Raw genomic sequence first — 24,310 nt, forward strand, 5'->3', positions numbered from 1 at the left:
TTTGTTGATGTGTTTGCTCGCACGAACATCATCCATCAAACCGGCGTTCTTGTTTCTGTCTTTCCCGGGATTCCGTGAAGAACCAAAAAAAAGCCAGGCACGAGCCTGGCTAAAAGGTGAGAAAACAGGTGGGTCAGAAGCTTTTGGTCACCCCAACGACTAAGCGTGCAGAACAGGACTCTTTGTCGCCCTGGAACTGGAGGCATTCGGTTTCCGATAGGTTGGTATCCACATAACTCGCCGACCAATCCAGAGTGAGCCAATTCTTGCTGACCTTGACTTCCCACTCTCGGTAGGAGTCCTTAGCACTGCCGCTAGAGGAGAAGAAGGTGGGATCTTTGTAATCGGCGATGCCGTATCGAACATCCAAGCCGATACCATAGGGCAGGTCTTTGATCCCATAGCCGATATAGTTGTACATGTAGGTCTGATCACCAAAGTAATCGCCTGAGTAATAGCTTCCGAGCTTAAATCCATAAGCAGTCAAAACCGCATATGTCTCGGTCGCATTCAGAATTGAACCTTTCGGGAAAGTATACTGGATATACCCCACATCAATTCCTACCTTGTCGGAGAACTGATGGGTGTAACCAGCAAAATAATCGGCTTCGTAACGAGCATCAATGCCATTGATATCAACGTTGGAGCTCCAGACGCCTGCATATAGCCCACTGGAGTGTGCCAGAGTAGCAGTGGCCTGGACTGCAGGTTTGCGCTGGGTGTACGAAATTCCGCGCATCGAGTATTCAGATAGCACCGCGACAGAACCTATCAGCTCGAAATTCTCGCTAAGCGTTACCGCTTGAGCCTGTGCACCATAAACAATTCCAGCACCCACAACGAGGCTCAACAGCGTTTTTTTCATGACCATTCTCTATATTGTTTTTATGGCAGATACGAACAATTCATTCGAAAAACTTAAGACACACCTAGACTTGGCCACCCGCAAACTCGGATTGGACATAGGTGTAGGACACCAGACGAAGAAGGCGACGATACAGTCTAATGGACATAGGGCACCTATTATTATTAGCTCATGCACTTCCAGCAGAAGTTGCAAATCCCCTTTGATGAAATTTTCCGCTAGGCTTTTTTTTATTGATATAGCTGAGAAGGCCAAAAACTAACCACAAGGGCCATCAGCCTTTGAGGCTGACGGTGAAAGATGGCATGAGTGACGCGATCATCAGAGGATACTCATGGGAGCGACCCCATCGGTGATGGAGCGCTCCTTTGATGCATCAAGCCTGGGCTGTGCAATGGTGACAGCTGGCTTAACCGCTGTAGCCAGGCAGTTTGATCGGCTTGATCAGACTGATGAGCGCTTTAACACATCCCGGCAAGGCTTCGTATTCCCGCACCACGATGCTCCGCTCCCTGATGGCCCAGGACTCGTCCAGTTGCTTGACTGAGATATTCATCAAGCGTTGATGGCGAAGAGCTGCTGACTCGGGGATCACGCCGATGCCGACATCGGCTTCAACCATCCTGCATACCGATTCAAAACTGGAGACCTGAATTCGCCAAGTCAGGCTATGGCCTACATGCCTGGCCTGCTCCCTCAGAAATTCATGGAGAGTGCTTCCCTCCTGCAAGCCTATCTGGGGGTAGCGAATCAGCTCCTCGAACTTGATCGCCTCAACTGCTTCAAGCGGATGACCTTTTGGCAGCACTAGCACCAAGCGGTCTGTACTGAAGTGAATGATTTCGAGGTCTTTTGCCGAGATGGGGCCTGCAGTAATTCCCATGTCTGTAGACCCATCAAGCACACCCCTGACGATGTCTGAAGAGTGGCGTTCCTGGAGGTCAATCGTGACACCCGGATAGCTCGCGAGATAACCGGCCAACACTTGGGGCAGGAACTCACTCACCGCCGTTGTGTTGGCGAAGATCCTGATATGTCCGGAAACATCAGCGCCGTACTCATCGAACTCAGTCTTCAAATAGCCGAGCTGCCGCATGATGAGCCGGGCATGAGTCAGAAGCCTCCGGCCACCCTCAGTTAATCCTACTCCGCGACTGTCTCGATAGAGAAGCTGCGTGTTGAGCTCCAGTTCAAGCGCCTTAATGCGAGCACTTGCAGCCGCTGGAGACATGAAGGAGCGTTTGGCCCCCTGCGTCAGGCTTGGCGCTTCCGCGATCTGGATGAAAAGCGCCAAATCTTTGAAGTCGATGTTCATGGAAACGCCTCAACTGATTAAGAATGGCGTTAGGCTACACCGAACGCCTACTTAATAGAATACCGATTCCCAGAACGCCAGTCTGTGTTCATGCTTGCTCTAACACCAGTTGGCGATCACCGAATCCCTGCGGTGGCCACCTCCTCTAACAACAATGCTTCACGTCCTGGCGATCATTCTAGATCCATAGGTCGTTAAGCCAGTGGCTTTACGGAGTACGCCCGTGACCGACCTCACCTCCTCTCCTCGTCCGCTTGATGGCATCACTGTAGTGAGCTTTGAGCATGCCATTGCAGCTCCCTTCTGCACTCGCCAACTTGCTGACCTGGGTGCTCGCGTTATCAAGATTGAGCGTCCAAACGTAGGTGATTTCGCCCGGGCATATGACAACCGTGCCAACGGCCTGTCCTCGCACTTCGTATGGACAAACCGTTCGAAGGAGAGCCTGGCTCTCGACGCCAAAAAGCCGGGGGCAGATGCCATCATTGAAAGCATTTTGGCCAAGGCTGATGTCTTGGTACAAAACCTCGCCCCAGGTGCAGCAGCGCGAATGGGCCTGTCCTTCGAAGCCCTGCATGAGCGTTTCCCTCAGCTGATCGTGTGTGACATCTCCGGCTATGGCGAAGGCGGCCCTTACGAGCAGAAGAAAGCCTACGACCTGCTGATTCAGAGCGAAGGTGGGTTCCTGTCCGTGACAGGCGGCGCCGGCGAAGAGGAAATCGCCAAGGCAGGTTGCTCGATTGCCGATATCGCTGCGGGCATGTACGCCTACACCGGTGTGCTGTCTGCCCTGCACCTGCGGAACAAGACTGGCAAAGGTAGCCGTGTGGATGTGAGCATGCTGGAGAGCCTCGTCGAGTGGATGGGCTTCCCACTCTACTACTCCTACGACGGTGCCAACCCTCCACCTCGTGCCGGCGCTTCCCACGCAACGATCTACCCGTATGGCCCATTCCCAACCGCTCCTGGCGAGACTGTGATGTTGGGTCTGCAGAACGAACGTGAATGGGCGTCTTTCTGCGAGAAAGTGCTGCAGAAGCCAGAACTGCTGCAGGACGAACGATTCGATACCAATGCCAAACGCTCCGCGAACCGCGAAGCCCTGCGAGCAATCATCATCGAGAAGTTCGCTGAGCTCGGCACCAAGGAAGTGGTAGCTCGTCTTGATGCGGCTCCAATTGCGAACGCTCAGGTCAACAACATGCATCAGGTCTGGGAGCACCCACAACTGCGTGCCCGCGAGCGCTGGGTCGAGGTGGACTCCCCACAAGGCAAGCTGCCCGCGCTCCTTCCGCCAGGCGCGAACCGTGCTTACCAACCTCGAATGGATGCTATCCCATCGATTGGCCAGCACAACGAATCGATCCTGAAAGAACTGGGCTACTCCGAACCCCAAATCGCCGAGCTGAAGGAAGTAGGTGCACTGTGACCACTCGTAAAAACCGCCTGATCCGCAGCGCCCTCTTCGTTCCTGGAAGCCGCCCTGAGCGTTTTGCGAAGGCTTTGGCCTGCGGTGCCGACGTCGTCATCGTGGACTTCGAGGACGCTGTTGAGGAAGACCTGAAAGCACAAGCTCGTGACAACCTGGCTGCGTTTTTGAATGACAATCCGGATGCTTCTGTGGTGGTTCGCGTCAACGCCGCTGACCATCACATGCACATCGATGACATCAAGTTCTGCGGTCGCCATCAAGGCATTGCAGCAGTCCTGCTGCCCAAAGCTGAGACCGCACAACAGGTTCTCGTCGCTGCTGAATGCAAAAAGCCTATTTGGCCGTTGATCGAGAGCGCAGCCGGCTTGGCCAACTTGAGCGAAATCGCTGAAGTCTGGGCAGTCCAGCGTCTTACCTTCGGTGCGCTTGACCTGGCTCTGGACTTGGGTGTCCGCGCATCCAGCCCAGCTGCCTATCGGGTGTTCGACCAAGTGCGTTACCAATTGCTGGTCAACAGCACCCTCCATGAGCTGGAAAAGCCGTTGGATACCGTGTTCCCCAACATTGCCGATTCGGAAGGGCTGACGACGTTTGCCAGCGACGCTCGAGATCTCGGCTTCGCCGGCATGCTCGCTATCCATCCGAGCCAGGTCGCGGTCATCAATGACGTCTTCACTCCATCCCAAAGTGAAATCAGCTGGGCTAAGCGGGTTGTAGAAGCCGCTTCTGGTGCGCCTGGCGCATTCCGCTTGGACGGCAAGATGATTGATGCGCCAGTGATTGCCGAAGCCGAACGCATCGTTGCCTTCTACGGGGCGTAAGCCCTCGCTCTGAAAACAAGTACAAACCCGCGTGGCTTGCCTATTAGGCAAGCTGCCCGAAAGCGCCCGGAGTTACACCTGTGACCGATTACGTAGTATCCCTTCAACGCCTAGGTCTTGATGACGTCGAACATGTCGGCGGCAAGAACGCATCCTTGGGCGAGATGATCAGCAACCTTTCCGAGGTTGGCATATCGGTACCAGGTGGCTTTGCAACCACCGCCCAGGCATATCGCGACTTCCTGGAGCAGAGCGGCCTGAATGATCGCATTCATGAGGCCCTGGATAAGCTGGATGTCGATGATGTTGTTGAGCTCGCTCGCACTGGTGCAATGATCCGTCAGTGGGTCATGGAAGCAGAATTCCCCGCTCAGCTTGATCAAGAAATTCGTGAGCACTTCGCTCAACTCTCGGAAGGCAATCCTGACATCTCTGTCGCCGTGCGCTCGTCCGCCACTGCTGAAGATCTCCCGGATGCTTCGTTCGCCGGGCAGCAGGAAACCTTCCTGAACATCCGTGGCGTGGACAACGTCATCCGTGCCGCGAAAGAGGTATTCGCCTCCCTCTTCAACGACCGCGCCATTGCCTATCGTGTACACCAAGGCTTCGACCACAAACTCGTCGCCCTCTCCGCTGGCGTGCAGCGCATGGTTCGTTCCGAAACGGGAGCAGCGGGTGTTCTGTTCACACTCGACACCGAGTCGGGCTTTCGCGATGTCGTGTTTATCACTTCCTCGTATGGCCTGGGAGAAACCGTCGTTCAAGGCGCGGTGAACCCTGACGAGTTCTACGTTCACAAGCCAACACTCCAAGCTGGGCGCCCAGCGGTCATTAGGCGCAACCTCGGCAGCAAGGCAATCAAAATGGTCTACGGCGACCTGGCTCAAGCCGGTCGGTCGGTCAAAACCGTTGAGGTGGCTCAACATGACCGTGATCGCTTCAGCTTGAGTGATGACGAAGTGTCGGAACTAGCGAAGCAGGCCCTGCTTATCGAGAAGCACTATGGTCGCCCCATGGACATCGAGTGGGCGAAAGATGGTGATGATGGTCGCCTGTACATCGTCCAGGCTCGGCCTGAGACTGTGAAAAGCCGGGCGAACGTTAACGTCATCGAGCGATACCTGCTGAAGAAGCGCGCCCCGGTACTGGTAGAGGGCCGCGCGATTGGTCAGCGGATTGGTTCCGGCCGCGTGCGCGTGATCAACAACGTCGCAGAAATGGACAAGGTACAACCAGGTGATGTGCTGGTTTCCGACATGACCGATCCTGATTGGGAGCCGGTGATGAAGCGTGCAAGCGCTATCGTCACCAACCGTGGCGGTCGTACCTGCCATGCCGCGATCATCGCTCGTGAACTTGGGATTCCAGCTGTCGTGGGATGTGGCGACGCAACGCACCGCCTGCAGGATGGCCAGGCTGTGACCGTGTCCTGCGCAGAAGGCGACACCGGCTTCATCTTCGAAGGTGAACTGCCGTTCAAGGTTAGCCAGAGTGCAGTGGATGACATGCCTTCCCTGCCCTTCCAGGTGATGATGAACGTCGGCAATCCCGACCGCGCATTCGACTTTGCTCAGTTGCCCAATGAGGGTATCGGCCTGGCGCGCCTGGAGTTCATCATCAACCGAATGATCGGTGTACACCCGAAGGCACTTCTCGGTTTCGACAATCTCCAACCGGAGATCCAAGCCACTGTCTCCAAGCGCATCGCAGGCTATGCATCTCCGGTCGATTTCTACGTGGATAAGCTGGCAGAAGGCATCAGCACTCTGGCTGCCGCCTTCTCCCCGAAGAAAGTGATTGTTCGCCTCTCGGACTTCAAATCGAACGAGTACGCCAACCTGATCGGAGGATCGCTGTTCGAGCCGGAGGAAGAAAACCCGATGCTCGGCTTCCGTGGAGCCTCTCGCTACATCAGCGATTCGTTCCGCGACTGCTTCGAGCTTGAATGCCGAGCCCTCAAACGCGTTCGTGAAGAGATGGGCCTTACCAACATCGAAGTGATGGTTCCGTTCGTACGAACCCTCAGCGAGGCCCGCAAGGTTGTCGAGTTGCTCGCAACCAATGGCCTCGAGCGAGGAAAGGACGGGCTCAAAATCATCATGATGTGCGAGCTCCCCTCGAACGCCCTCCTGGCCGAGGAATTTTTGGAACACTTCGACGGTTTTTCCATCGGCTCGAATGATCTGACTCAGCTCACCCTGGGTCTCGACCGAGACTCTGGCCTGATCGCCCACCTGTTTGACGAGCGCAACCCCGCAGTGAAGAAGCTGCTCTCGCAAGCAATCGCTGCATGCAACAAGGCCGGCAAGTACATCGGTATCTGCGGCCAGGGGCCATCTGACCATCCGGACTTCGCACAGTGGTTGATGGATCAAGGTATCAGCAGTGTCTCGCTGAACCCTGACTCAGTAATGGACACCTGGATGTATCTCGCTTCTCAGCGTTGAGTGATTCCGCAGCAGTGGATGTCCGCCGGCCAGTCGTCGCCGGCGGATTTGAAGATTTAGCAGGAGTGGTTATGAGTTCAATCAGTCAGAACGACGTCGTCCAGAGCATTGCAGATGCTCTGCAGTACGTCTCTTACTACCATCCCAGCGACTTCATCCAGGCGATGCATGCGGCATACCTGCGCGAGCAATCTCCACCTGCGAGAGATGCTATTTCTCAGATCCTCATCAACTCGAGGATGTGTGCAACCGGACATCGACCTCTCTGCCAGGACACTGGCATCGTGACTGTCTTCGTGAAAATCGGCATGGGTGTTCGCTGGGAAGACCCGACGATGAGCCTGGACGACATGATCAATGAGGGCGTTCGCCGGGCGTATGCGAATCCCGATAACGTCCTGCGCGCATCCATCGTTTCCGACCCAGCTGGTAAGCGACCGAACACCAAGGACAATACGCCGGCAATCATTCACTACTCCGTTGTACCAGGCACAGAGCTGTCGATTGATATCGCCGCCAAAGGTGGTGGGTCTGAGAACAAGGCCAAGATGGTTATGCTGAACCCATCCGACTCCATCGTGGACTGGGTGATGAAAGTGGTGCCGACCATGGGTGCGGGCTGGTGCCCTCCTGGGATGCTGGGCATTGGCATCGGTGGTACAGCAGAAAAGGCTGCGGTCATGGCCAAAGAGTCGTTGATGGACTCCATCGACATCCATGAGCTGATCGAACGTGGCCCAAGCAACCGAGTTGAAGAGCTTCGAATCGAGCTGTATCGCAAGGTCAACCAGCTGGGTATTGGCGCACAAGGTCTCGGCGGGCTGACCACTGTGCTCGATGTGAAGATCAAGGATTACCCGACTCACGCAGCGTCGTTGCCCATCTGCATCATCCCGAACTGCGCGGCGACTCGCCATGTTCACTTCACGCTTAATGGCTCGGGCCCGGCTGTTCTGGAGACACCGAGCCTCGACCACTATCCGGACATTGCATGGGAAACAGGTGAAGGTGTACGCCGTGTAAACCTGGACACTGTGACGCCTGAAGAGGTGCGCACCTGGAAGCCAGGGGAGACCATTTTGCTGAGCGGCAAGCTCCTGACTGGACGTGATGCTGCACACAAGCGGATGGTCGAGATGCTCGACAAAGGTGAATCTCTTCCAGTCGATCTCAAAGGTCGATTCATCTACTACGTTGGGCCAGTCGACCCTGTACGAGATGAGGTCGTCGGCCCTGCCGGCCCTACTACCTCGACCAGGATGGATAAATTCACGCCGCGTGTGTTGGCCGAAACCGGCTTGCTTGGAATGATCGGCAAATCTGAACGCGGCCCCATCGCCATCGAAGCGATCAAAGAGCATGGCTCGGTATACCTGATGGCTGTGGGCGGCGCCGCTTACCTGGTATCCCAGGCCATCACCAAGTCACGCGTTGTCGCGTTCGAAGACCTGGGAATGGAAGCTATCTACGAATTTGAGCTCAAAGACATGCCCACCACTGTGGCTGTCGACGCCTTGGGCGAATCTGTTCATGACACAGGGCCTCAGCAATGGGCCCCCATCAGCACTGTGGTATGGGCAGAAAACAAGGCTGAGTAAGGTCTCACCTTGAAGGGCACGATGCCGTTCCACTTCGGATCGGGTGACCAGCCCTTCAGGGTTACAGAGTCCAGCCCCGTTGTACGTCCAACGTATCTCGGGGTGTGATCAGCGCCAGGAATGCGGCTCACAAGGCCAAATCTTGTTGTTGATCGGACAGGTGCTGTTCTGACGGCTTTCAGCACCTTGGAGCCACCACCCCCACGCGGGTGGTGGCTTTTTTATCTCCCAAGTAACTCCACTCAAAATCCTGACAGCAAAAACAAAAACTCACGAATTCAAAGTCAGAAACTCCGAGCATTTAGTAAGTCTTATATAGCTAGAAAGGCCACATAATTGCCGAATCGGCCAAGTTAGAAATGCTGTTCTAAGCAACGAAGAAAACCGCACATCATAGTATTAATTACGAGCTATAAGCGCTTGCGGGCGAAAAACTGCGAGGGTACGATCCAAGCATTCCAATAACAAAAGGGTAGTCTCGTCCATGAGTAATCCAACCAGCGAAATCACCTCGAGTCCACATCCGACTCTCAAACGTCAGTTCAAGATGCAGGATGCACTCACGCTGGCATTCGTGTACATCTCACCAATCGTAGCGCTATATGCGATATTCGGTCTCATCGTCCAAGCGGCCGGCCCTGCAGGTTGGTGGGTGTTTCCTGTTGGTCTAGGCGTCCAACTGCTAATCGCCCTTTCTCTCGGCGTCCTAGTGTCCAGATGGCCACTCCAAGGCGGGAGTTATCAATGGGCGCGCCGCCTCGCTGGCAACAACTATGGATGGATTACCGGTTGGTTCTACATCTGGACACTGATCATTGTGTTTGCATCAAACGGCTATGCGATTGCAACTTTCATCCCTGCGGCTTTAGGCATAGACCCGTTTAGCACAACTCAAAATGTCATGATTGCCATTGGGATCTTAGCGATTGCGACCGGACTTAACCTTGTAGGCCCAACGACTCTAAAGTTGCTGGGAAAAATGAGTTTGGCAGCAGAAGTCATTGGCTCCGTTGTACTCGCCACGGTGCTGCTCATCTGGCACCGAGTGCAAGACTTCGATGTCATCTTCACCACCGCTGGCACTGGTGGCGACAACTATCTCTTCAATGGATTGCTCATGGCCCTTGGTTTCATGGGCTTCGGTTTGGCCGGCTTTGAGTCTGTATGTAGCATGGCCGAGGAAATTGAGGATCCCGAGCGCAATCTCCCGAAAGCGATTATTGGAGCTCTCATCGGAATTGGTGTAGTTGTGAGCTACTCTGCACTTGCGCTGATTCTTGCCACGCCTGACTTCGGTGCAATCATTAGCGGTGCAATTGCTGATCCGGCCGCCGGCACGATCCAAGCGGCACTGGGAGATAACGTAGCGAAGCTGTTCTTTGTCCTGGTGATCATTGGATTCGCCGCCTCGATGATGATGGCGCAGACAAGCGTATCGCGCGTGATTTGGGCCTTTTCAAACGACAAGGTACTGCCTTGCTCTGGCTTCCTTTCGAAGCTCTCGTCAAGACACGGAACACCTGACCGAGCGATCCTCGTCGTCGGCCTGCTCTCCATCCTTGTCACGTTGCTGTCTTCGTCCGAACGTGTTTACGCAACCCTGATCTCTTCTGCGGGCGGAGGATTCTTCATCACGATGGCGTTCGTGGTACTGGGCCTGGCCGTGCACCTGATCAGCAAGAAGTGGAAATTCGGCCCCTTCCGCCTGGGCTGGGCCACCATCCCAGTCGTCTTGGGTGCATGCGCTTGGATCGTGTTGGAAATCGCCAACATTGTCTGGCCACGTGCCATTGGCGAGCAGGCGTGGTACGTCAGTTGGGCAGTGTTCATTGCACTGTCTGTCATTGGCGCCCTGGGCTTGGTCGTCTGGCTCTCGGTTCGAGGCCACATCCGCAATGCAAAATATCACATGGAGCTCCCAGACCCATCACTGCATCACCTGTGAAGCGGCGGCGCCAAGGACGGAGACAGATGTCAGAGTTTGATTAGCGTGCTGGAGCAAGGTCAACTCCATGCAACTGATCCGACAGGTGCTGCTTTCACGGCTTAAGGCACCTTCAGCCACCACCCTTAACGGGTGGTGGTTTTTTCATCTGGCTGGTATGACGGGTTCGGCTTATTAATGTGCAGATAGGATTTGGCGGAAGCGCCATAGATGAAGCATGGCGATGTAAGGCCATATCGTTTCCTTGCCGATCCAGTGGTAACCGATTGTTTCTGCCACTTGAATACCGGCCAACAGCCACCACGTCTAATTGACCGGTAGCGATAAGGATTTCCCAAGATCGCCCGGCACAGGAACGAAAGACATGGCCAAGGCGAAGACCATCAGCGATATCAACGACAAGTATGACTACACGGATGAGAATCCGGGCGGCAAGCAGGACGCAAAACTGGTGTCGTGTGCCCAGTGCGGGGACTACAACGAGCTCAGCTACATCTACACCCATAAGCTTAAGCCGCTGATCGACAAGAACAAGTTCTCGCACGAGGATGCCATTCAGGCCCTGGACGAGGCCTGCGCAAAGCTTAAAAACCCACGCACCCGCGTGGAGTTTTACGAGTTCCTGACCGACAAGCTCGGCCACACCATCGCAGCGTAACCCCTGCGTAGGGCTCATTGGACTGAGTGCTTGCTGTCTGAGCCAGCATTCAGTCTGTGTCGCTCGATATGCTCGGGGAATCTGTACAGCGTAACCGTCCGGTAAAGACACCTACCAAACCAGGCGGAAATTGCGTACTGCTAGCAGCAACGCAAAATGGGGTACCCCATCGACGCGGAAGCTTTATCCAGCTACGAAGCAACGATCTGTCATCGTTCGCTACCGTTTGATAGGCTCCTTTGACCCAACGCAAAGATTCGAGCCAAATGCTGGAAGAGCTACGTAGAATCGACCTCAATCTGCTACTGACCCTCCATGCCCTGTTGCTGGAGCGACATGTGACTCGTGCGTCGGTTCGGCTGCACAAGAGCCAGCCAGCCGTCAGTCATGCGCTGGCCCAGCTCCGGGCGCATTTCGACGACCAGCTGCTGATTCGTCGCGATGGCCAGTTGGTACTGACCGCTAGAGCGCAAAGCTTGTTGGCCCCGCTTGAGCAGGCCCTGAGGCACCTCAACGATCTCTTAGGAGCTTCAGAATTCGATCCAGGGAAATCGCAAGCGAGGTTCCGGCTGTCTCTGTCGGACTATGCCACGCGACGTGTACTTCCAAGCTTGGTGCGTCATGTCCGAAGCGTAGCGCCGGGAGTGGATCTGGCCGTCAGCCAGGCGAGCCGTGAGACTATGATGGCGCAGCTGGCTGATGGTGAACTCGATGTAGCCCTCGGTATTTTTCCGGAGTATCCCGAAGGCATCCAGGTGCAAGAGTTGTTTCCAGAACGCTTTGTGAGTCTCGCCGATAAAAGCGCGCTCCCAGAATGCGGACAACTCACATTCGAGGAATGGCTAAACCGTCCTCATGTGATGCTAGCCCTGCGTCCTGACGCTAATGACGAGATCGAAAGAGTTCTTGCCAACCTGGGTGTCCGGCGAAGAATCGCCGTTGCGCTTCCTCACTGGAGCGCTGCAATCGAACTGATAGCAGGTACAGATCTCATTTTGACGGTAGCGAGTTGGGCTGTGAGCGGGCTCGACAGATATCCGACACTACGAACATTCGAGGCCCCTCTGGATCTCCCCGTCCTGTCATATCAGCAAGCCTGGCACGTGCGTAAAGAGGCAGATCCCGCGAATCAATGGCTTCGAAAAGCGATCCTGGATTGCAGTCAGAGCACCTGACTATGGCTCATGCTGTTCCTGGTTGTGCCGGGCCTTTAAGCTCAATTTGATTCCCGTCCGGATCGAAGCAGTAGATCGAGGGGCCGACACCTTGTGCTCCATAGCGAGTTACCGCGTTATCGGCAGCGATGCCGTGCCCCTCCAAGTGAGTAAGGATCGCATCCTCATCAAAGGGCTCGACGCGAAGACAGAAATGATCGACGTTGCGACGCTCCTTTCCTGGCGCACCGCCGCCCATCGCACCGAGTGGGCCATGGATATCTACCAGATCAATCATCGAATTCCCCGCCGCGAGATGGATCATCTCGTATTCTTCATTTCGCTTCTTGATCGAGCATCCCAATACCTCTATGTAGAATTCTAGACTTCGCTCCATGTCTTCAACGCGCAGAACAACGTGGTCAATGTGTTGAACTTTGAAAATAGACACTGGGTTGCTCCTCAGGCAGAAAGCGCCCCCGTACCTTCGGTGCGAGGGCGGGTACAACGTGATTAGTTGATCTTGTCGAACAGGGTGGGCATGTCGCCGGAGAAATCCACCCAGGGATTGGTGTTCAACAGTTGCGCGTTGGGAGCTGTTGGCTCGTCGTAGTGGATGTCGAACTCCTCGGGGCCATGAGCATACGCCACGACCAGCCCTTGCTTGGCATCCATGTAACCGGCGTGGATGCCCATGCCTGGATAACTCAAGCGGATCGCTGTTTCCTCACTCGCCGGGCCTACTGTGAGCCGTACTACGACACTGTCCGGGAGCGCGAACATCCAGGTGAACGGCCCACCCGAAACGACTGTCATCACCTCATCGATACCTACGCCGTTTTGAGCCATGTTCACGTGGAAGCGACCGAAAGTTTCCAGCACTGTGGCGCGGTAATCGTCGGGGATGGCCAACATGTCGTAAACCTTTGGGTAAGGAGCGACATTGGGTTGGCGGGTGCTGAGCAGGCCGCCCCGTGGCGTTTCAGGTACTCGGCCAGCCAGTTCAATCTGTTCCAGAAGCTCTGCGCGGTTCAGGCTGAAGAGCTTGATCAGTTCTTCTTGCTCGGCTTCGGTTACAGTCCGCGACTGTGATGCCTTCAGGATTGGCTTGGCAGCGTCAGGGATATCGACAGTGCTGGCACGAACACCTACGGTTCGGAGTACAGCATTTACGTCTTCCAGGCCTACAGCATTTGGACGGCCATCGCTGAATTGCAATTTTACGATGTTCATAGCGCTTCTCCAGTTTTACGGAAATAGGGTGCTGAACCATTGTTCAAACGCACCGTGCGGTGGACGATTCGGCGAACCGTATCGACCTGAATAAAAAAGGCTGGCCACAAGGGAGCGACAACCAGCCGAAAGGGAGGATCTGTTTACTTGAGGGCTGCGGTCACGGGGTGCGATGCTGTGTTGGTCAGCACCGACGCAGGCGCTCTGTTTGAGCCTATCTGAACCACAATCAGGCCAAACAGAACGATGAGTACCCCGACCAACCGAATGACGTTGATGGGCTTCACTGCTAGGCCCAGGAGACCGAAGTGGTCGATGAGCATGGCGGCAATCACCTGGCCCACCATGACGAATAAGATGTAGTTCGAAGCACCCAGCTTAGGTGGCAGGAAGGTGGCCATCGCGACATACACCGCGCCGCTGAATCCGCCAATCCACAGCCACCAAGGGCCTCGTAAAGCTTCTGCGATACTCGGCTGAGGTATGCGAAGTACAGCGATGGTCGCTATCAGCACCGCTGAGCTGACGATCAGCGAAGTAAGCGCCGCCCAGAGTGGATGACCTAACTCGCGGCCCAGTGCGCCATTGCTTGAGGCTTGGAGCGGAATCAGTGCTCCGGCGAGTAATGCCAACCCCATCGGAGCCAATGCGAGTATCGAAATCTTCCCAAACATAACCGCACCTCTCGTGTCTCGGTTTGGATGAGATCGATGTTGATGTATATGGTCTATGAATGGAAATCGATAGTTCGCACGTCGCACATTCGCCTGGCGAATGATTTCTGGAGTTATCCGTCCTTGGTCAAGCAAATCCATTTATGCGGAAGAAGCTGTGATATTGCTGTTGCTCGCTGCGTCGGCAGCCGCGTCAGCACATCCTTGAGATAGGCATACGGGTCATGCCCATTCATACGCGCCGATTGGATCAGGCTCATGATTGCAGCCGCCCGCTTGCCACTGCGTAGCGACCCGGCAAACAACCAGTTCGAGCGTCCGAGTGCCCATGGCCGTATCTGGTTCTCAACCTGGTTGTTGTCGATGGGCACTGCCCCATCGTCCAAGTAGCGCGTCAGCGCTACCCAGCGTTTCAGGCTGTAATCGAGGGCTTTGGCCGTAGCTGACCCGTTGGGCACCAAGTCGCGCTGAGCCAACATCCAGTCATGCAGTGTTTTGATTATCGGCACCGCCATTTCCTGGCGTATTCGCCAGCGGTCTTCATCGCTCATATCCCGCGCTTGGCGCTCGACCTCGTACAAGCCGCTGATCGAATGCAGTGCCTGTTCAGCCAGCTGACTTTTGTTCGCCACGTGCAGATCAAAGAACTTGCGACGGGCGTGGGCCATACAGCCGATTTCAGTGATGCCTTGTTCAAAACCAGCTTTGTAGCCAGCGAAGTCGTCGCAGACCAGCTTGCCCTTCCAGTAGCCCAGGAAGTTGCGCGCATGTTCGCCAGCACGGCTTGGGCTGAAGTCGTAAACCACCGCGTTGAGCGCCGAAAACGGCGTCGTGCTGTAGGCCCAGACGTAGGCCCGGTGGGTTCTCTTCTCGCCTGGCGCAAGCATCTGCACCGGTGTTTCGTCAGCGTGGATCACGCCCTGGTTCAGCACCGCTTCACGCAGAGCGTCGACTAACGGCTGGAGCTGCACGCCGGTTTGTCCGACCCACTGGGCCAAGGTCGAACGAGCAATTGCCAGTCCGGCGCGACCAAAGATTTTCTCCTGCCGGTATAGCGGTAAGTGATCGGCAAACTTGGCCACCATCACGTGGGCCAGCAGGCCTGCGGTCGGGATACCTTTGTCGATGACCTGGGCTGGCACCGGTGCCTGGATCAAGGTTTCGCATTGGCGACAGGCCCATTTGCCACGTACATGTTGCTCGACGGTAAACACGCCCGGCGTGTAATCCAGCTTCTCGCTGACGTCTTCGCCGATGCGTTGAAGCTGGCAGCCACAAGCGCACTGGGTATTTTCAGGCTCGTGGCGAATCACCGTGCGCGGGAACTGCGGCGGCAATGGCAAACGTTTCGGGGATTGCCGTGGCTCGGCTTGTGGCGGAACTGGAAGGAGTTGTTGTAGCTCGGCCTCGATAGCTTCAATGTCTATGTCGAGCAGGTCATCCAGCAAGCTACTTTGCGCCGGGCTGATCTGCTCGCTGCGCTTGGCAAACTTGTGCCGTTTGAGAAGGGCAATTTCGTAATTGAGCTGCTCAATGACGGTTTGATCGTTCTGGATCTTCCTGCTCATCGCCTCGACCTGGGACTGCAACTGCAACGCCTGTGCCGCTAAGGCACGAAGCAGTTCCGGGGTCATCTGGTCGAGGTTGGGCGAGAAAGTCATGCCGCCGATTGTCCCAGAGCAGAAGCAGGACGACGACAAGTAGACCGGCCAAAGGGCCGGCGTTTACAGCACAGTAATTACACCTCCGGCGCCAACACGCTGCCACGGCAGGCCCAGTACCAACGCCTGAAGTTGGTCGTTATCGAGTTCGACCTCGCCGCCATGGCGAATGCCGGGCCAGTGGAACTTGCCCTGGTTCAGTCGACGCGCTGCAAGCCAAACGCCGACGCCATCGTGCACCAGCACTTTCATCCGGTTGGCCCGGCGATTGGCGAATAGATAAGCACAGTGCGGCTTCGCCGCACCGAACACCGATATCACTCGCGCCAAGGCGGTTTCGGTACCGGCGCGCATGTCCATCGGCTCGGTGGCCAGCCAGATGGCATCGATGCGGATCATTGAGCGATAGCCCGAATGAATTGCGCGCAGCCCTCGGGATCAGAGGCTGGCCACTTCACCGTGATCAATTGCCCAGCCATACGCAATTCAATTGTCACTGACGATTCGGCGAGCCGTTTAGGTGCGGCGTTCAGCGGGACAAATGCCGGCAGTGAAGGTGTTGCGGTATGGTCTCGATAGTGCGGCAGCCTTTTGCGGATGACGTTGGCATTGATGCCGTGGCTGATGGCGACACTGGACACCGTTGCGCCAGGTTGCAGGCATTCCTGAACGACTTGGGCTTTGAATGGTTTTGGATAAGATGTTCGTTGGCGCATGGAAATCCTGGCGATAAGGGTGATCGCGTCCGCTAAAAAATACGCGGACACCATCACCCTTAATGCTGGAGTTCGGAAGGTGAGTTCGCCGGACGCTTACAGCCGAACAGCAATCACTGTGGGAGCGGGCGCGCCCGCGAAGAATCCAATGCGGAGCCTGGCACCGGCTGCGCCGGTGTTCGCGGGCACGCCCGCTCCCACAGAGTGTGCGTCGTGCTCACGAACCCAGTAATTTTTCGGTGTCTGCTACGGGTTGAAAGCGCCGGTCGTTAATCACTGCTTTCGACCCTCAGCCGTCTTTGGCGGAGGGCAGCCAACGACCAGAGGCTATCAGTGGCGAAAAGCGTTCACGGCTGAGTCTATACGGCAACGACAACAAACTCGCTGCCCGCTAAATCAATGGACTTTCTCCAGGCGTGTTTGATGTTGGGGATGGCGGGAAATTCGGCCAAATGTGCTTTTTTGCCAGGTCTCGATGCAAAGCGGGCGTAAGCCCGGGGAGCGCACCGGCAGAGAGGTTGGTGCACCACCTGTCAGATGTTTGAAAGAGGATTCCGTTTTCGTTAGGTAACGTCGATCTTAACGTGTAGCGTCCTTATGGATCAAAGAGGCCTGTGACCTGCTGCTTCGGTAGAGAGCTGCCAGCAATTACTGAATGCTTCGACCCCCGTCTGCCGCTTGCGCAGTTTAGGCTGTTTGTATCCAAGTGCATCATTCACTTTTTCGGTACTTCAGATATAGGCTGGGCATTCCATGCTTAGCTTTCCTGGTGGAACAATGACATTCAAGGGCGACCACATTACCACGCTGATAGCTGCTTGCCGTAACGGCGCTCATGCCTTTTCCTCTATGTGGGGGAGAACAGGATGGTCAGCCCGATCCAGAGGCGCTAACCGACCCGAAGCAATCTGTCGAAGAGAATAACCGACAGCCGAAAACCGCCGCTACAGCGTGCTCAGTAGCGGTCATTTCCAAATCCTGATCAGATGCTCTGGCCCGTGATGCCCCGATGCGGACAACCCTCCCTTGATGGAGGAGCCGGGCTTCTTCTTAACCATGGAGCGCCGCCTCGACAATGCTCTGGACTTGGGCCATCGTTATACCGGTGTGTTGCTCTAAAGAAAGGGGGTGAACTGTATGATCAAACAAGATAAGCGGACGCTCACCCAAAGGCATGATTTGAACTTGAATTTCAAGACCCAACGTTGACGGCTCGTAGGGCAAATTGCTCTGTAGCCGCCCGGAGAACAGCGGTTCGGCTTCCCGGCCATCAAGTTCCCAAAGCTCACACATTCGAAGAAAATTTCTTTCGCTTAATGAGACCCATGCCAACCAGGCAAATGGACCGACGCCGTCGGTTACCGGGATGAGGATACGGCCTAGGACGAAGAAATGCTTGCCATCTATCACGCATTGATCAGATGACAATTCGCCTCGTTCATCTCGCTCTGTCTCTGGTATTGAGTACCAGAGGTCTGGCGCGCTCGGGCCAAAGCACATCGGCAACTCATCGTGAGGCTTGCCGCAGGTGTTACATATAAAACCGCTCACAGTGACATCCATGTTTGTAGAGAACCTAATGGGTGAATACCGCACCAGAGCGTTATTCAGCGTGCTCGCAAGCCTACACGGGTAAACCTGGCACGTGAACGGATTTAAGTTCGGCCGTCAGCGAATAACTGTTGGTTCAGGAGCAGCCTTGACCTGATTCCCTCTTTCGCTACCAGGCGATGACTACCGGCAATCGGTGGCGGGCACTGCTCCGTTATGACTGCTCTTGGTCGACAGGTGTCCGCGATGACCGTCCGCTTAGAGTCGAAAGCAGCCATCTACGACCGGCAGCTTTCGACCCATAGCAGACACTGAAAAATTACTGGGTTCGTGAGCACGACGCGCACTCTGTGGGAGCGGGCCTGCCCGCGAACCCCGGCGCAGCCGGTGCCAGGCACCGCGTTGGATTCTTCGCGGGCGCGCCCGCTTCTATCAAACAAAAGGTAACCCACAGTTCTTCCTGATAGAAAAAACAGGTGCGCGGGGTCAATGGCGGCGAAGTGTTCACTCTTCTATACGTGGTCACAGCAAGCTGTGCCGACAGGGACTAACGCCGATGCCATTTGGGCCACTCTCTCATTCGGGAGCAAAGCTGCACACCAGTGCGGTCTACGGCCTCTTTCCCGCGCATTGAGAACCATAGCAAAGCATTCGGCGGCCGACCTACCTGGATCGGTCGGCGAGTGCTTTTCTAGATCTTGATATCAGCGCAGATCTAAAGTCATGCGCATCCTGTTTGCTGCGCGACAGCGCGGCGCCTAGGCGGCGGGGGGACTCCCATGGAACAAATCGTAATTCTTTGATTTGACAAGGTCTCTGTGGGAGCCGCGCTTGCCGGCGATGGGCTGCGAAGCCGCCCCAATGCAGGCGGCACCATTCTGACGGATTGGAATTGACTTGAGACTTTGGGGCCGCTGCGCAGCCCATCGCCGGCAAGCGCGGCTCCCACACCGAAGGCAGCGGGCTGGCGGGCAGAGTTCCCTGCGCGACAGCGCAGCCAGAAGGGCTGGGAGATCTCCCACAAAGATTGCTGTTCGGCTCACCGGCAGCTATGGATCGAAAGCAGCCATTCACGACCGACAACTATCGCCCTTCCCCGCCGAGTGCATTGAGCGGCTCAAGCTGCCTCTTCATCCTCAATCAGCGCCCACAACCTGGCCGCTTCGGCAAACTCCAGCATGTCGGCCAACTGGCCTGCATCAACGTCCCCGCGCCGGTGCGCAGAAATCGCGAGCTCGGCAAGCACCCCGGCTCGGCCATCCGGATCGGCCACCAGAGCGGGCTGATCATTGAGTTCGGCCAGCCAGCCCGGTGGCAAGCTCAACATCTGACCGTCCATAGCTCGTCGATCCGCGTCGTATAGGATTGGCTCATCATCTCCCTCCTCATTCCCCAGTCCGGTGTTGCCGGCACGCTGGCGGACCGCATCGTCCCCCTACCCCAGCGCTCGTTGATGTCATCCATCACCTGCATCAGCCGGTCACATGCCACCGATTGCTTGAGCGCAAACAAGTCCTCTGAAAATTCACCTGCTTGCCGCAGGTCCATCAGCAGCACCTCAGCCTTGCTGTAGCGAAACCCCGGCCTGAAGATTTGCCCGACCGCATCGGTGGCCAGTCGGGTCATCAACAGCGTGTCGCAGGTCGGGTATGGCAGTTCCACCAGCGCCCCTTGTGCGTGGTGCGCCTCATCCGGGTTGAACATGCCGGTGCGTATGCTGACGCGTATGCGCTTGCACACGGAGCTCTGGGCCCGGAGTTTTTCCGCTGCCCGGCCAACGTACGTGGCCACTGCCTGCTTGATGGGCGCCAGCTCTGTCAGGCGCTTGCCGAACATCCGGCTGCAGCAGATTTCCTGCTTCGGGGGCTCGGCCTCGTCCAGCTCCAGGCATGGCGTGCCAGCCAGCTCGCGGGCAGTCTTCTCCACCACCACACTGAATTTTTGCCGCAGCGTCCAGGCATCCGCCTTGGCCAAGTCCATCGCCGTGTGAATGCCCATCGCCTCAAGGTGGGCGTTCATCCGCCGGCCAACACCCCACACCTCCTTCACTTCCGTATTGCGTAGCACCCAATCGCGCTTGAACGGTTCGGTAATGTCGACCACGCCCCCGGTCTGTACCTGTAGGCGCTTCGCCATATGATTGGCCAGCTTGGCGAGCGTTTTTGTGCCGGCGATACCGACACCCACGGGGATACCGGTGCACTGCAAGATCCGGGACCGCAGCTTGCGCCCGAACTGGGTCAGGTTTTCCTGTACGCCGGACAGGTCAGCGAAGCACTCGTCAATGCTGTAGACCTCGGCGGCGGGCACCATCGATTCGATCAGGGTCATGACACGCTCGCTCATGTCGCCGTACAGCGCGTAATTACTGCTGAAGGCCATGATGCCGTGCCGGCGCAGTTTGTCCTTGGCCTGGAAATACGGCTCGCCCATCTTCACGTAAGGCTTTGCGTCATACGACCTGGCGATCACGCAGCCATCGTTGTTGCTCAACACCACGATCGGGGTCTTGGCCAGGTCTGGCCGGAATACGCGCTCGCAACTCGCGTAAAACGAGTTGCAGTCGATCAGCGCAAACACCTGGTCACTGCGCATGGTCGCGAACGCTGTAACGCACCACACCCCAGATGACGAGCTCATCGCCCTCCATGATGTACCGCGGTGGGTAGGCCGGATTCTCCGATTTCAGGATCACCACGCCGTCGCGCCGGTGGAGACGCTTGCACACAGGCTCGCTGTTGACGGCCGCAATCACCACATCGCCATGCTCGGCTTCGCGGCCGCGGTCTACGATGACGATATCGCCCGAGTAGATTCCCGCCCCTTGCATGCTATCGCCCTCGATTTTCACCAGATACACATGGGGCGCACGGAGGTCGAATAACTCATCCAGGGAAATATGGCCTTCCAGGTGGTCCGCAGCAGGCGAAGGGAACCCGGCCGGGACGTGAAACGAATAGAGCGGTAGCGGTTCGGTATCGCCGGTGGGCGTACCCAGGAATGTGATGGTCATGGTGGAAGGTCCAATGCAAGCTGTATGCATATACAGTAAATCCGGCATCGGCTGCCCGGTCAATCCTGGGCGATGAAAATTCTGACGGGCGAGATGGAAAATGTGCGGACGCTACTCGATGTACGAGTCGATGGATCACTACCTGCGCCAGCTGTCGCTGGATCTGGTCATTATCAATGGATACGACCACGAGCCGATCGGCCGCTATAACGTGGCGCCATCGACCCGGGTTGAAGTCTTACGCCAGTTAGAAGGCGGGCTGAGTGTGGATCGGGTCAAGTGGGGATGGTCGCCATCTTGGGCGAAGGGGAAGCAACCCGACCCGATAAATGCTCGGGCAGAAACGGTTGTTACAGGTAGGTTCTTCAAAGGCCTGTGGCCACATGGCAGAGCCCTGGCACCGGCAAATGGGTGGTTCGAGTGGGTGCCCGACCTGACGGATCCGAAGCGAAAGCAGCCGTACTACATCACCAGCGCCGACGGAGGCCCGCTTTATTTCGCTGCGCTTGCAGAGGTCCATCAGGACATCGAACCGGACGAGCGCGATGGATTTGTGATCATCACCGCAGCAGCGGATCAAGGGCTGATCGACATCCACGACAGGAAGCCTTTGGTGTTGGCCCCTGCGCTCGCCCGGGAATGGATCGATCCGACTACATCACCGGAGCGAGCTGCGCAGATCGTGGAACAAGGTTGCATGCCGGCTGCGGAATTTCGGTGGTATCCAGTCGGCAAGGCGGTGGGGAATGTCCGGAATGAGGGTCAGGCGTTGATTGTGCCGATAAACGACGAAAATCCTCAGGGTCAGCTAGAGTTTTGATGAGTACAGGCACCGCGAGATAACGATCATGCTAAAACAAGAAGCAGACGACGTGATTGAGCGCATCAGGGACGATCTGAAAAGGCACGGAGTGCTCATCGGCTACGACCCGGAACTTTGCACAGCTGAATTTGGATGCGATCTGGACCATCACGTTGCTCAAGTAAGAGAAGACCCGAACAACCGTGTGGTGGGTATCGCGATACATGATGAAGGCTTGTGGGCCCAGCTTCAGCAAGGAACGGTGTATCGCTGTGTGGTCAGCGATTGTCGAGGGAAGCTCTTCGGCATTCCGATCACGATTGAACCAAGAACGGATGAGTCCTACACCATCCTGTACAAGCTTTGAAGCATCAGGAGGGTAGTCTGCCGTCCAGGCTGCCCTCCCGGTGAGCCCTTTTGTGTCCCAGCCGAGCAAAGATGGGCTGTGGATCCACGAACCAAGTGTTACAATCCGCCCAATCAAATCAGCGCTCAAGGCGCTGAACATCCGTGAACGCCGTCAGTACGACACCCGCCACACCTACGCCACCACGTGCCAGATGCCAGGGATGAACCCCGCGTTCATCGCGAACCAGCTTGGCCGCAGCGTTAAGATGTTGCTCTCTACCTACGCGAAATGGATCAGCTCCTCCTCGGACTGAAGGGAGCTGGAGAAGCTGCCGCCCCAAGTCGAATTGGCCCGCAACTGGCCCAAGACTGACGAGAGGGCCTAAATACACCTCTGGAACCCCCGCAGGACAAGCACTTGATTTCTACCGCCAACATCACCATGCAGTTCGGCTCCAAGCCGCTGTTCGAAAACGTTTCCGTAAAATTCAACAACGGCAACCGCTACGGCCTGATCGGCGCCAACGGTTGCGGCAAGTCGACCTTCATGAAGATCCTCGGCGGTGACCTGGAGCCTTCCGGTGGCCAGGTCATGCTCGAGCCGAACACCCGCCTGGGCAAGCTGCGCCAGGACCAGTTCGCCTATGAGCAGTTCACCGTGATCGATACCGTGATCATGGGCCATGGCCAGCTCTGGAACGTCAAGGCCGAGCGCGACCGCATCTACTCGCTGCCGGAAATGACCGAGGAAGACGGCATGGCCGTCGCCGAACTGGAAACAGAATTCGCCGAAATGGACGGCTACACCGCCGAATCCCGCGCCGGTGAACTGCTGCTGGGCCTGGGTATCCCGCTGGAGCAACACTTCGGCCCGATGAGCGAAGTGGCACCGGGCTGGAAGCTGCGTGTGCTGCTGGCCCAGGCACTGTTCTCGGACCCGGACGTGCTGCTGCTCGACGAGCCGACCAACCACCTGGATATCAACACCATCCGCTGGCTGGAAACGATCCTTACGGCGCGTAACAGCACCATGATCATCATTTCCCACGACCGCCACTTCCTCAACAGCGTCTGCACCCACATGGCTGACCTGGACTACGGCGAGCTGCGCCTGTTCCCGGGCAACTATGACGAGTACATGACTGCCGCCACCCAGTCGCGCGAGCAGCTGCTGTCGGACAACGCCAAGAAGAAAGCCCAGATCGCCGAGCTGCAGACCTTCGTCAGCCGCTTCTCGGCCAACGCCTCGAAGGCCAAGCAGGCGACTTCGCGTGCCAAGCAGATCGACAAGATCCAGCTGGCCGAGGTCAAGCCTTCCAGCCGCGTCAGCCCGTTCATTCGCTTCGAACAGAACAAAAAACTGCACCGCCAGGCGGTTGTGGTAGAGAAAATGGCCAAGGCCTTCGACGACAAAGTGCTTTTCAAGAACTTCGACATCACCGTCGAAGCAGGCGAGCGCGTAGCGATCATCGGCCCCAACGGTATCGGCAAGACTACCCTGCTGCGCACCCTGGTTGGCGAAATGGCCCCGGATGCGGGTTCGGTGAAGTGGACCGACAGCGCTGAAGTGGGCTACTACGCCCAGGACCACGCTCACGACTTCGAAGACGACGTTACCCTGTTCGACTGGATGGGCCAATGGACGTCCGGCGAGCAGGTAATCCGCGGCACCCTGGGGCGCATGCTGTTCTCCAACGACGAGATCCTCAAGTCGGTGAAGGTGATTTCCGGTGGTGAGCAAGGCCGTATGCTGTTTGGCAAGCTGATCCTGCAGAAGCCGAACGTGCTGGTGATGGACGAGCCGACCAACCACCTGGACATGGAATCGATCGAGGCGCTCAACCTGGCGCTGGAAAACTATCCGGGTACCTTGCTGTTCGTCAGCCACGACCGCGAGTTCGTGTCGTCGCTGGCCACGCGCATCATCGAGCTGTCGGCAGATGGTGTGGTGGACTTCAGCGGCACCTATGACGACTACCTGCGTAGCCAGGGCGTGCTGGTCTGATTGAAGAAGGCCCGGCCAATTGTACTGGCCGGGCCTTCCTGTTTACGGGTAACCCCTTTCCACACGTACTGT

General features: G+C 56.6%; 22 protein-coding genes and 1 pseudogene. 11 read left to right on the forward strand and 12 right to left on the reverse strand.

Features of this window, described 5'->3' with window-relative positions; genetic code table 11:
• Positions 1 to 133: 133 nt before the first annotated feature.
• Entirely contained in the window at positions 134 to 865 is a 732-nt protein-coding gene (locus tag ACFY9W_RS26920; protein WP_391137227.1) for a TorF family putative porin, read from the reverse strand.
• 409 nt (positions 866 to 1,274) lie between these two features.
• Positions 1,275 to 2,180, reverse strand: coding sequence for a LysR substrate-binding domain-containing protein (locus ACFY9W_RS26925; RefSeq protein ID WP_391137230.1), 906 nt, complete (start codon positions 2,178 to 2,180; stop codon positions 1,275 to 1,277).
• 223 nt (positions 2,181 to 2,403) lie between these two features.
• On the opposite strand from ACFY9W_RS26925, the gene ACFY9W_RS26930 reads away from it, so the two are divergent.
• The 7 genes from ACFY9W_RS26930 (at position 2,404) to ACFY9W_RS26960 (ending at position 12,256) form a co-directional block, all read left to right on the forward strand.
• Positions 2,404 to 3,609, forward strand: a complete 1,206-nt coding sequence (locus ACFY9W_RS26930) for a CoA transferase (RefSeq protein ID WP_391137233.1) — start codon at positions 2,404 to 2,406, stop codon at positions 3,607 to 3,609.
• Positions 3,606 to 4,433 (forward strand): aldolase/citrate lyase family protein, encoded by an 828-nt coding sequence (locus ACFY9W_RS26935; RefSeq protein ID WP_391137236.1) that lies wholly within the window; start codon positions 3,606 to 3,608, stop codon positions 4,431 to 4,433. The genes ACFY9W_RS26930 and ACFY9W_RS26935 overlap by 4 nt, the downstream gene beginning before the upstream one ends.
• An 80-nt stretch (positions 4,434 to 4,513) precedes the next feature.
• Complete coding sequence (ppsA, locus tag ACFY9W_RS26940; protein WP_391137239.1) at positions 4,514 to 6,880, forward strand: phosphoenolpyruvate synthase; 2,367 nt, start codon at positions 4,514 to 4,516, stop codon at positions 6,878 to 6,880.
• Between the two features lie 71 nt (positions 6,881 to 6,951).
• Positions 6,952 to 8,478, forward strand: a complete 1,527-nt coding sequence (locus ACFY9W_RS26945) for a FumA C-terminus/TtdB family hydratase beta subunit (RefSeq protein ID WP_391137242.1) — start codon at positions 6,952 to 6,954, stop codon at positions 8,476 to 8,478.
• Positions 8,479 to 8,962: 484 nt separating this feature from the next.
• Positions 8,963 to 10,423, forward strand: a complete 1,461-nt coding sequence (locus ACFY9W_RS26950; RefSeq protein ID WP_391137245.1) for an amino acid permease — start codon at positions 8,963 to 8,965, stop codon at positions 10,421 to 10,423.
• 364 nt (positions 10,424 to 10,787) lie between these two features.
• On the forward strand, positions 10,788 to 11,081 hold the full coding sequence (locus tag ACFY9W_RS26955; RefSeq protein ID WP_391137248.1) for a hypothetical protein: 294 nt from the start codon (positions 10,788 to 10,790) through the stop codon (positions 11,079 to 11,081).
• A gap of 269 nt (positions 11,082 to 11,350) precedes the next feature.
• Positions 11,351 to 12,256 carry a LysR substrate-binding domain-containing protein gene (locus ACFY9W_RS26960; RefSeq protein WP_391137303.1) on the forward strand — a complete coding sequence of 302 codons (906 nt, stop codon included), beginning with the start codon at positions 11,351 to 11,353 and terminating at the stop codon, positions 12,254 to 12,256.
• A gap of 7 nt (positions 12,257 to 12,263) precedes the next feature.
• On the opposite strand, the gene ACFY9W_RS26965 is transcribed toward ACFY9W_RS26960, so the two are convergent.
• From ACFY9W_RS26965 to ACFY9W_RS27010, 10 genes are all read right to left on the reverse strand, one after another.
• Positions 12,264 to 12,686, reverse strand: a complete 423-nt coding sequence (locus ACFY9W_RS26965) for a VOC family protein (RefSeq protein WP_391137251.1) — start codon at positions 12,684 to 12,686, stop codon at positions 12,264 to 12,266.
• Between the two features lie 62 nt (positions 12,687 to 12,748).
• Positions 12,749 to 13,468: a hypothetical protein gene (locus ACFY9W_RS26970; RefSeq protein ID WP_391125969.1), complete on the reverse strand. Its 720-nt coding sequence runs from the start codon at positions 13,466 to 13,468 to the stop codon at positions 12,749 to 12,751.
• 143 nt (positions 13,469 to 13,611) lie between these two features.
• A complete protein-coding gene (locus ACFY9W_RS26975) occupies positions 13,612 to 14,142 on the reverse strand; it encodes a DMT family transporter (RefSeq protein WP_391137254.1) in 531 nt (176 codons plus the stop codon).
• A gap of 113 nt (positions 14,143 to 14,255) precedes the next feature.
• A complete protein-coding gene (gene tnpC, locus ACFY9W_RS26980; protein WP_391137257.1) occupies positions 14,256 to 15,803 on the reverse strand; it encodes an IS66 family transposase in 1,548 nt (515 codons plus the stop codon).
• 63 nt (positions 15,804 to 15,866) lie between these two features.
• Positions 15,867 to 16,202 (reverse strand): IS66 family insertion sequence element accessory protein TnpB, encoded by a 336-nt coding sequence (tnpB, locus tag ACFY9W_RS26985; RefSeq protein WP_391137260.1) that lies wholly within the window; start codon positions 16,200 to 16,202, stop codon positions 15,867 to 15,869.
• Entirely contained in the window at positions 16,199 to 16,519 is a 321-nt protein-coding gene (locus tag ACFY9W_RS26990) for a transposase (protein WP_391137263.1), read from the reverse strand. The genes tnpB and ACFY9W_RS26990 overlap by 4 nt, the downstream gene beginning before the upstream one ends.
• A gap of 1,050 nt (positions 16,520 to 17,569) precedes the next feature.
• Positions 17,570 to 18,082, reverse strand: coding sequence for a DUF2199 domain-containing protein (locus ACFY9W_RS26995; RefSeq protein ID WP_391137266.1), 513 nt, complete (start codon positions 18,080 to 18,082; stop codon positions 17,570 to 17,572).
• Positions 18,083 to 19,187: 1,105 nt separating this feature from the next.
• Positions 19,188 to 19,397 (reverse strand): hypothetical protein, encoded by a 210-nt coding sequence (locus ACFY9W_RS27000; protein WP_391137306.1) that lies wholly within the window; start codon positions 19,395 to 19,397, stop codon positions 19,188 to 19,190.
• The gene (locus ACFY9W_RS27005) at positions 19,391 to 20,665 is read right to left on the reverse strand and encodes a translesion error-prone DNA polymerase V subunit UmuC (protein ID WP_391137269.1); all 1,275 of its coding nucleotides are present in this window, start codon (positions 20,663 to 20,665) and stop codon (positions 19,391 to 19,393) included. Before ACFY9W_RS27005 ends, ACFY9W_RS27000 begins: the two co-directional genes overlap by 7 nt.
• The gene (locus ACFY9W_RS27010; protein ID WP_391137272.1) at positions 20,655 to 21,083 is read right to left on the reverse strand and encodes a translesion error-prone DNA polymerase V autoproteolytic subunit; all 429 of its coding nucleotides are present in this window, start codon (positions 21,081 to 21,083) and stop codon (positions 20,655 to 20,657) included. Before ACFY9W_RS27010 ends, ACFY9W_RS27005 begins: the two co-directional genes overlap by 11 nt.
• Positions 21,084 to 21,183: 100 nt before the next feature.
• Between ACFY9W_RS27010 and ACFY9W_RS27015 the strand changes: the two genes are divergently transcribed.
• The 4 genes and pseudogenes from ACFY9W_RS27015 (at position 21,184) to ACFY9W_RS27030 (ending at position 24,238) form a co-directional block, all read left to right on the forward strand.
• Positions 21,184 to 21,903, forward strand: a complete 720-nt coding sequence (locus ACFY9W_RS27015) for an SOS response-associated peptidase family protein (protein ID WP_391137275.1) — start codon at positions 21,184 to 21,186, stop codon at positions 21,901 to 21,903.
• Between the two features lie 28 nt (positions 21,904 to 21,931).
• Complete coding sequence (locus ACFY9W_RS27020; protein WP_391137277.1) at positions 21,932 to 22,252, forward strand: hypothetical protein; 321 nt, start codon at positions 21,932 to 21,934, stop codon at positions 22,250 to 22,252.
• Positions 22,253 to 22,292: 40 nt separating this feature from the next.
• Positions 22,293 to 22,619 (forward strand): annotated as a pseudogene (locus ACFY9W_RS27025) (integrase).
• A 32-nt stretch (positions 22,620 to 22,651) separates the two neighbouring features.
• Positions 22,652 to 24,238: an ABC-F family ATPase gene (locus ACFY9W_RS27030; protein ID WP_391137280.1), complete on the forward strand. Its 1,587-nt coding sequence runs from the start codon at positions 22,652 to 22,654 to the stop codon at positions 24,236 to 24,238.
• The last annotated feature ends 72 nt before the right edge of the window (positions 24,239 to 24,310 follow it).

Origin of the sequence: Pseudomonas sp. NPDC008258 (assembly GCF_042956345.1) — a bacterium.
Classification (GTDB): Bacteria; Pseudomonadota; Gammaproteobacteria; order Pseudomonadales; family Pseudomonadaceae; genus Aquipseudomonas.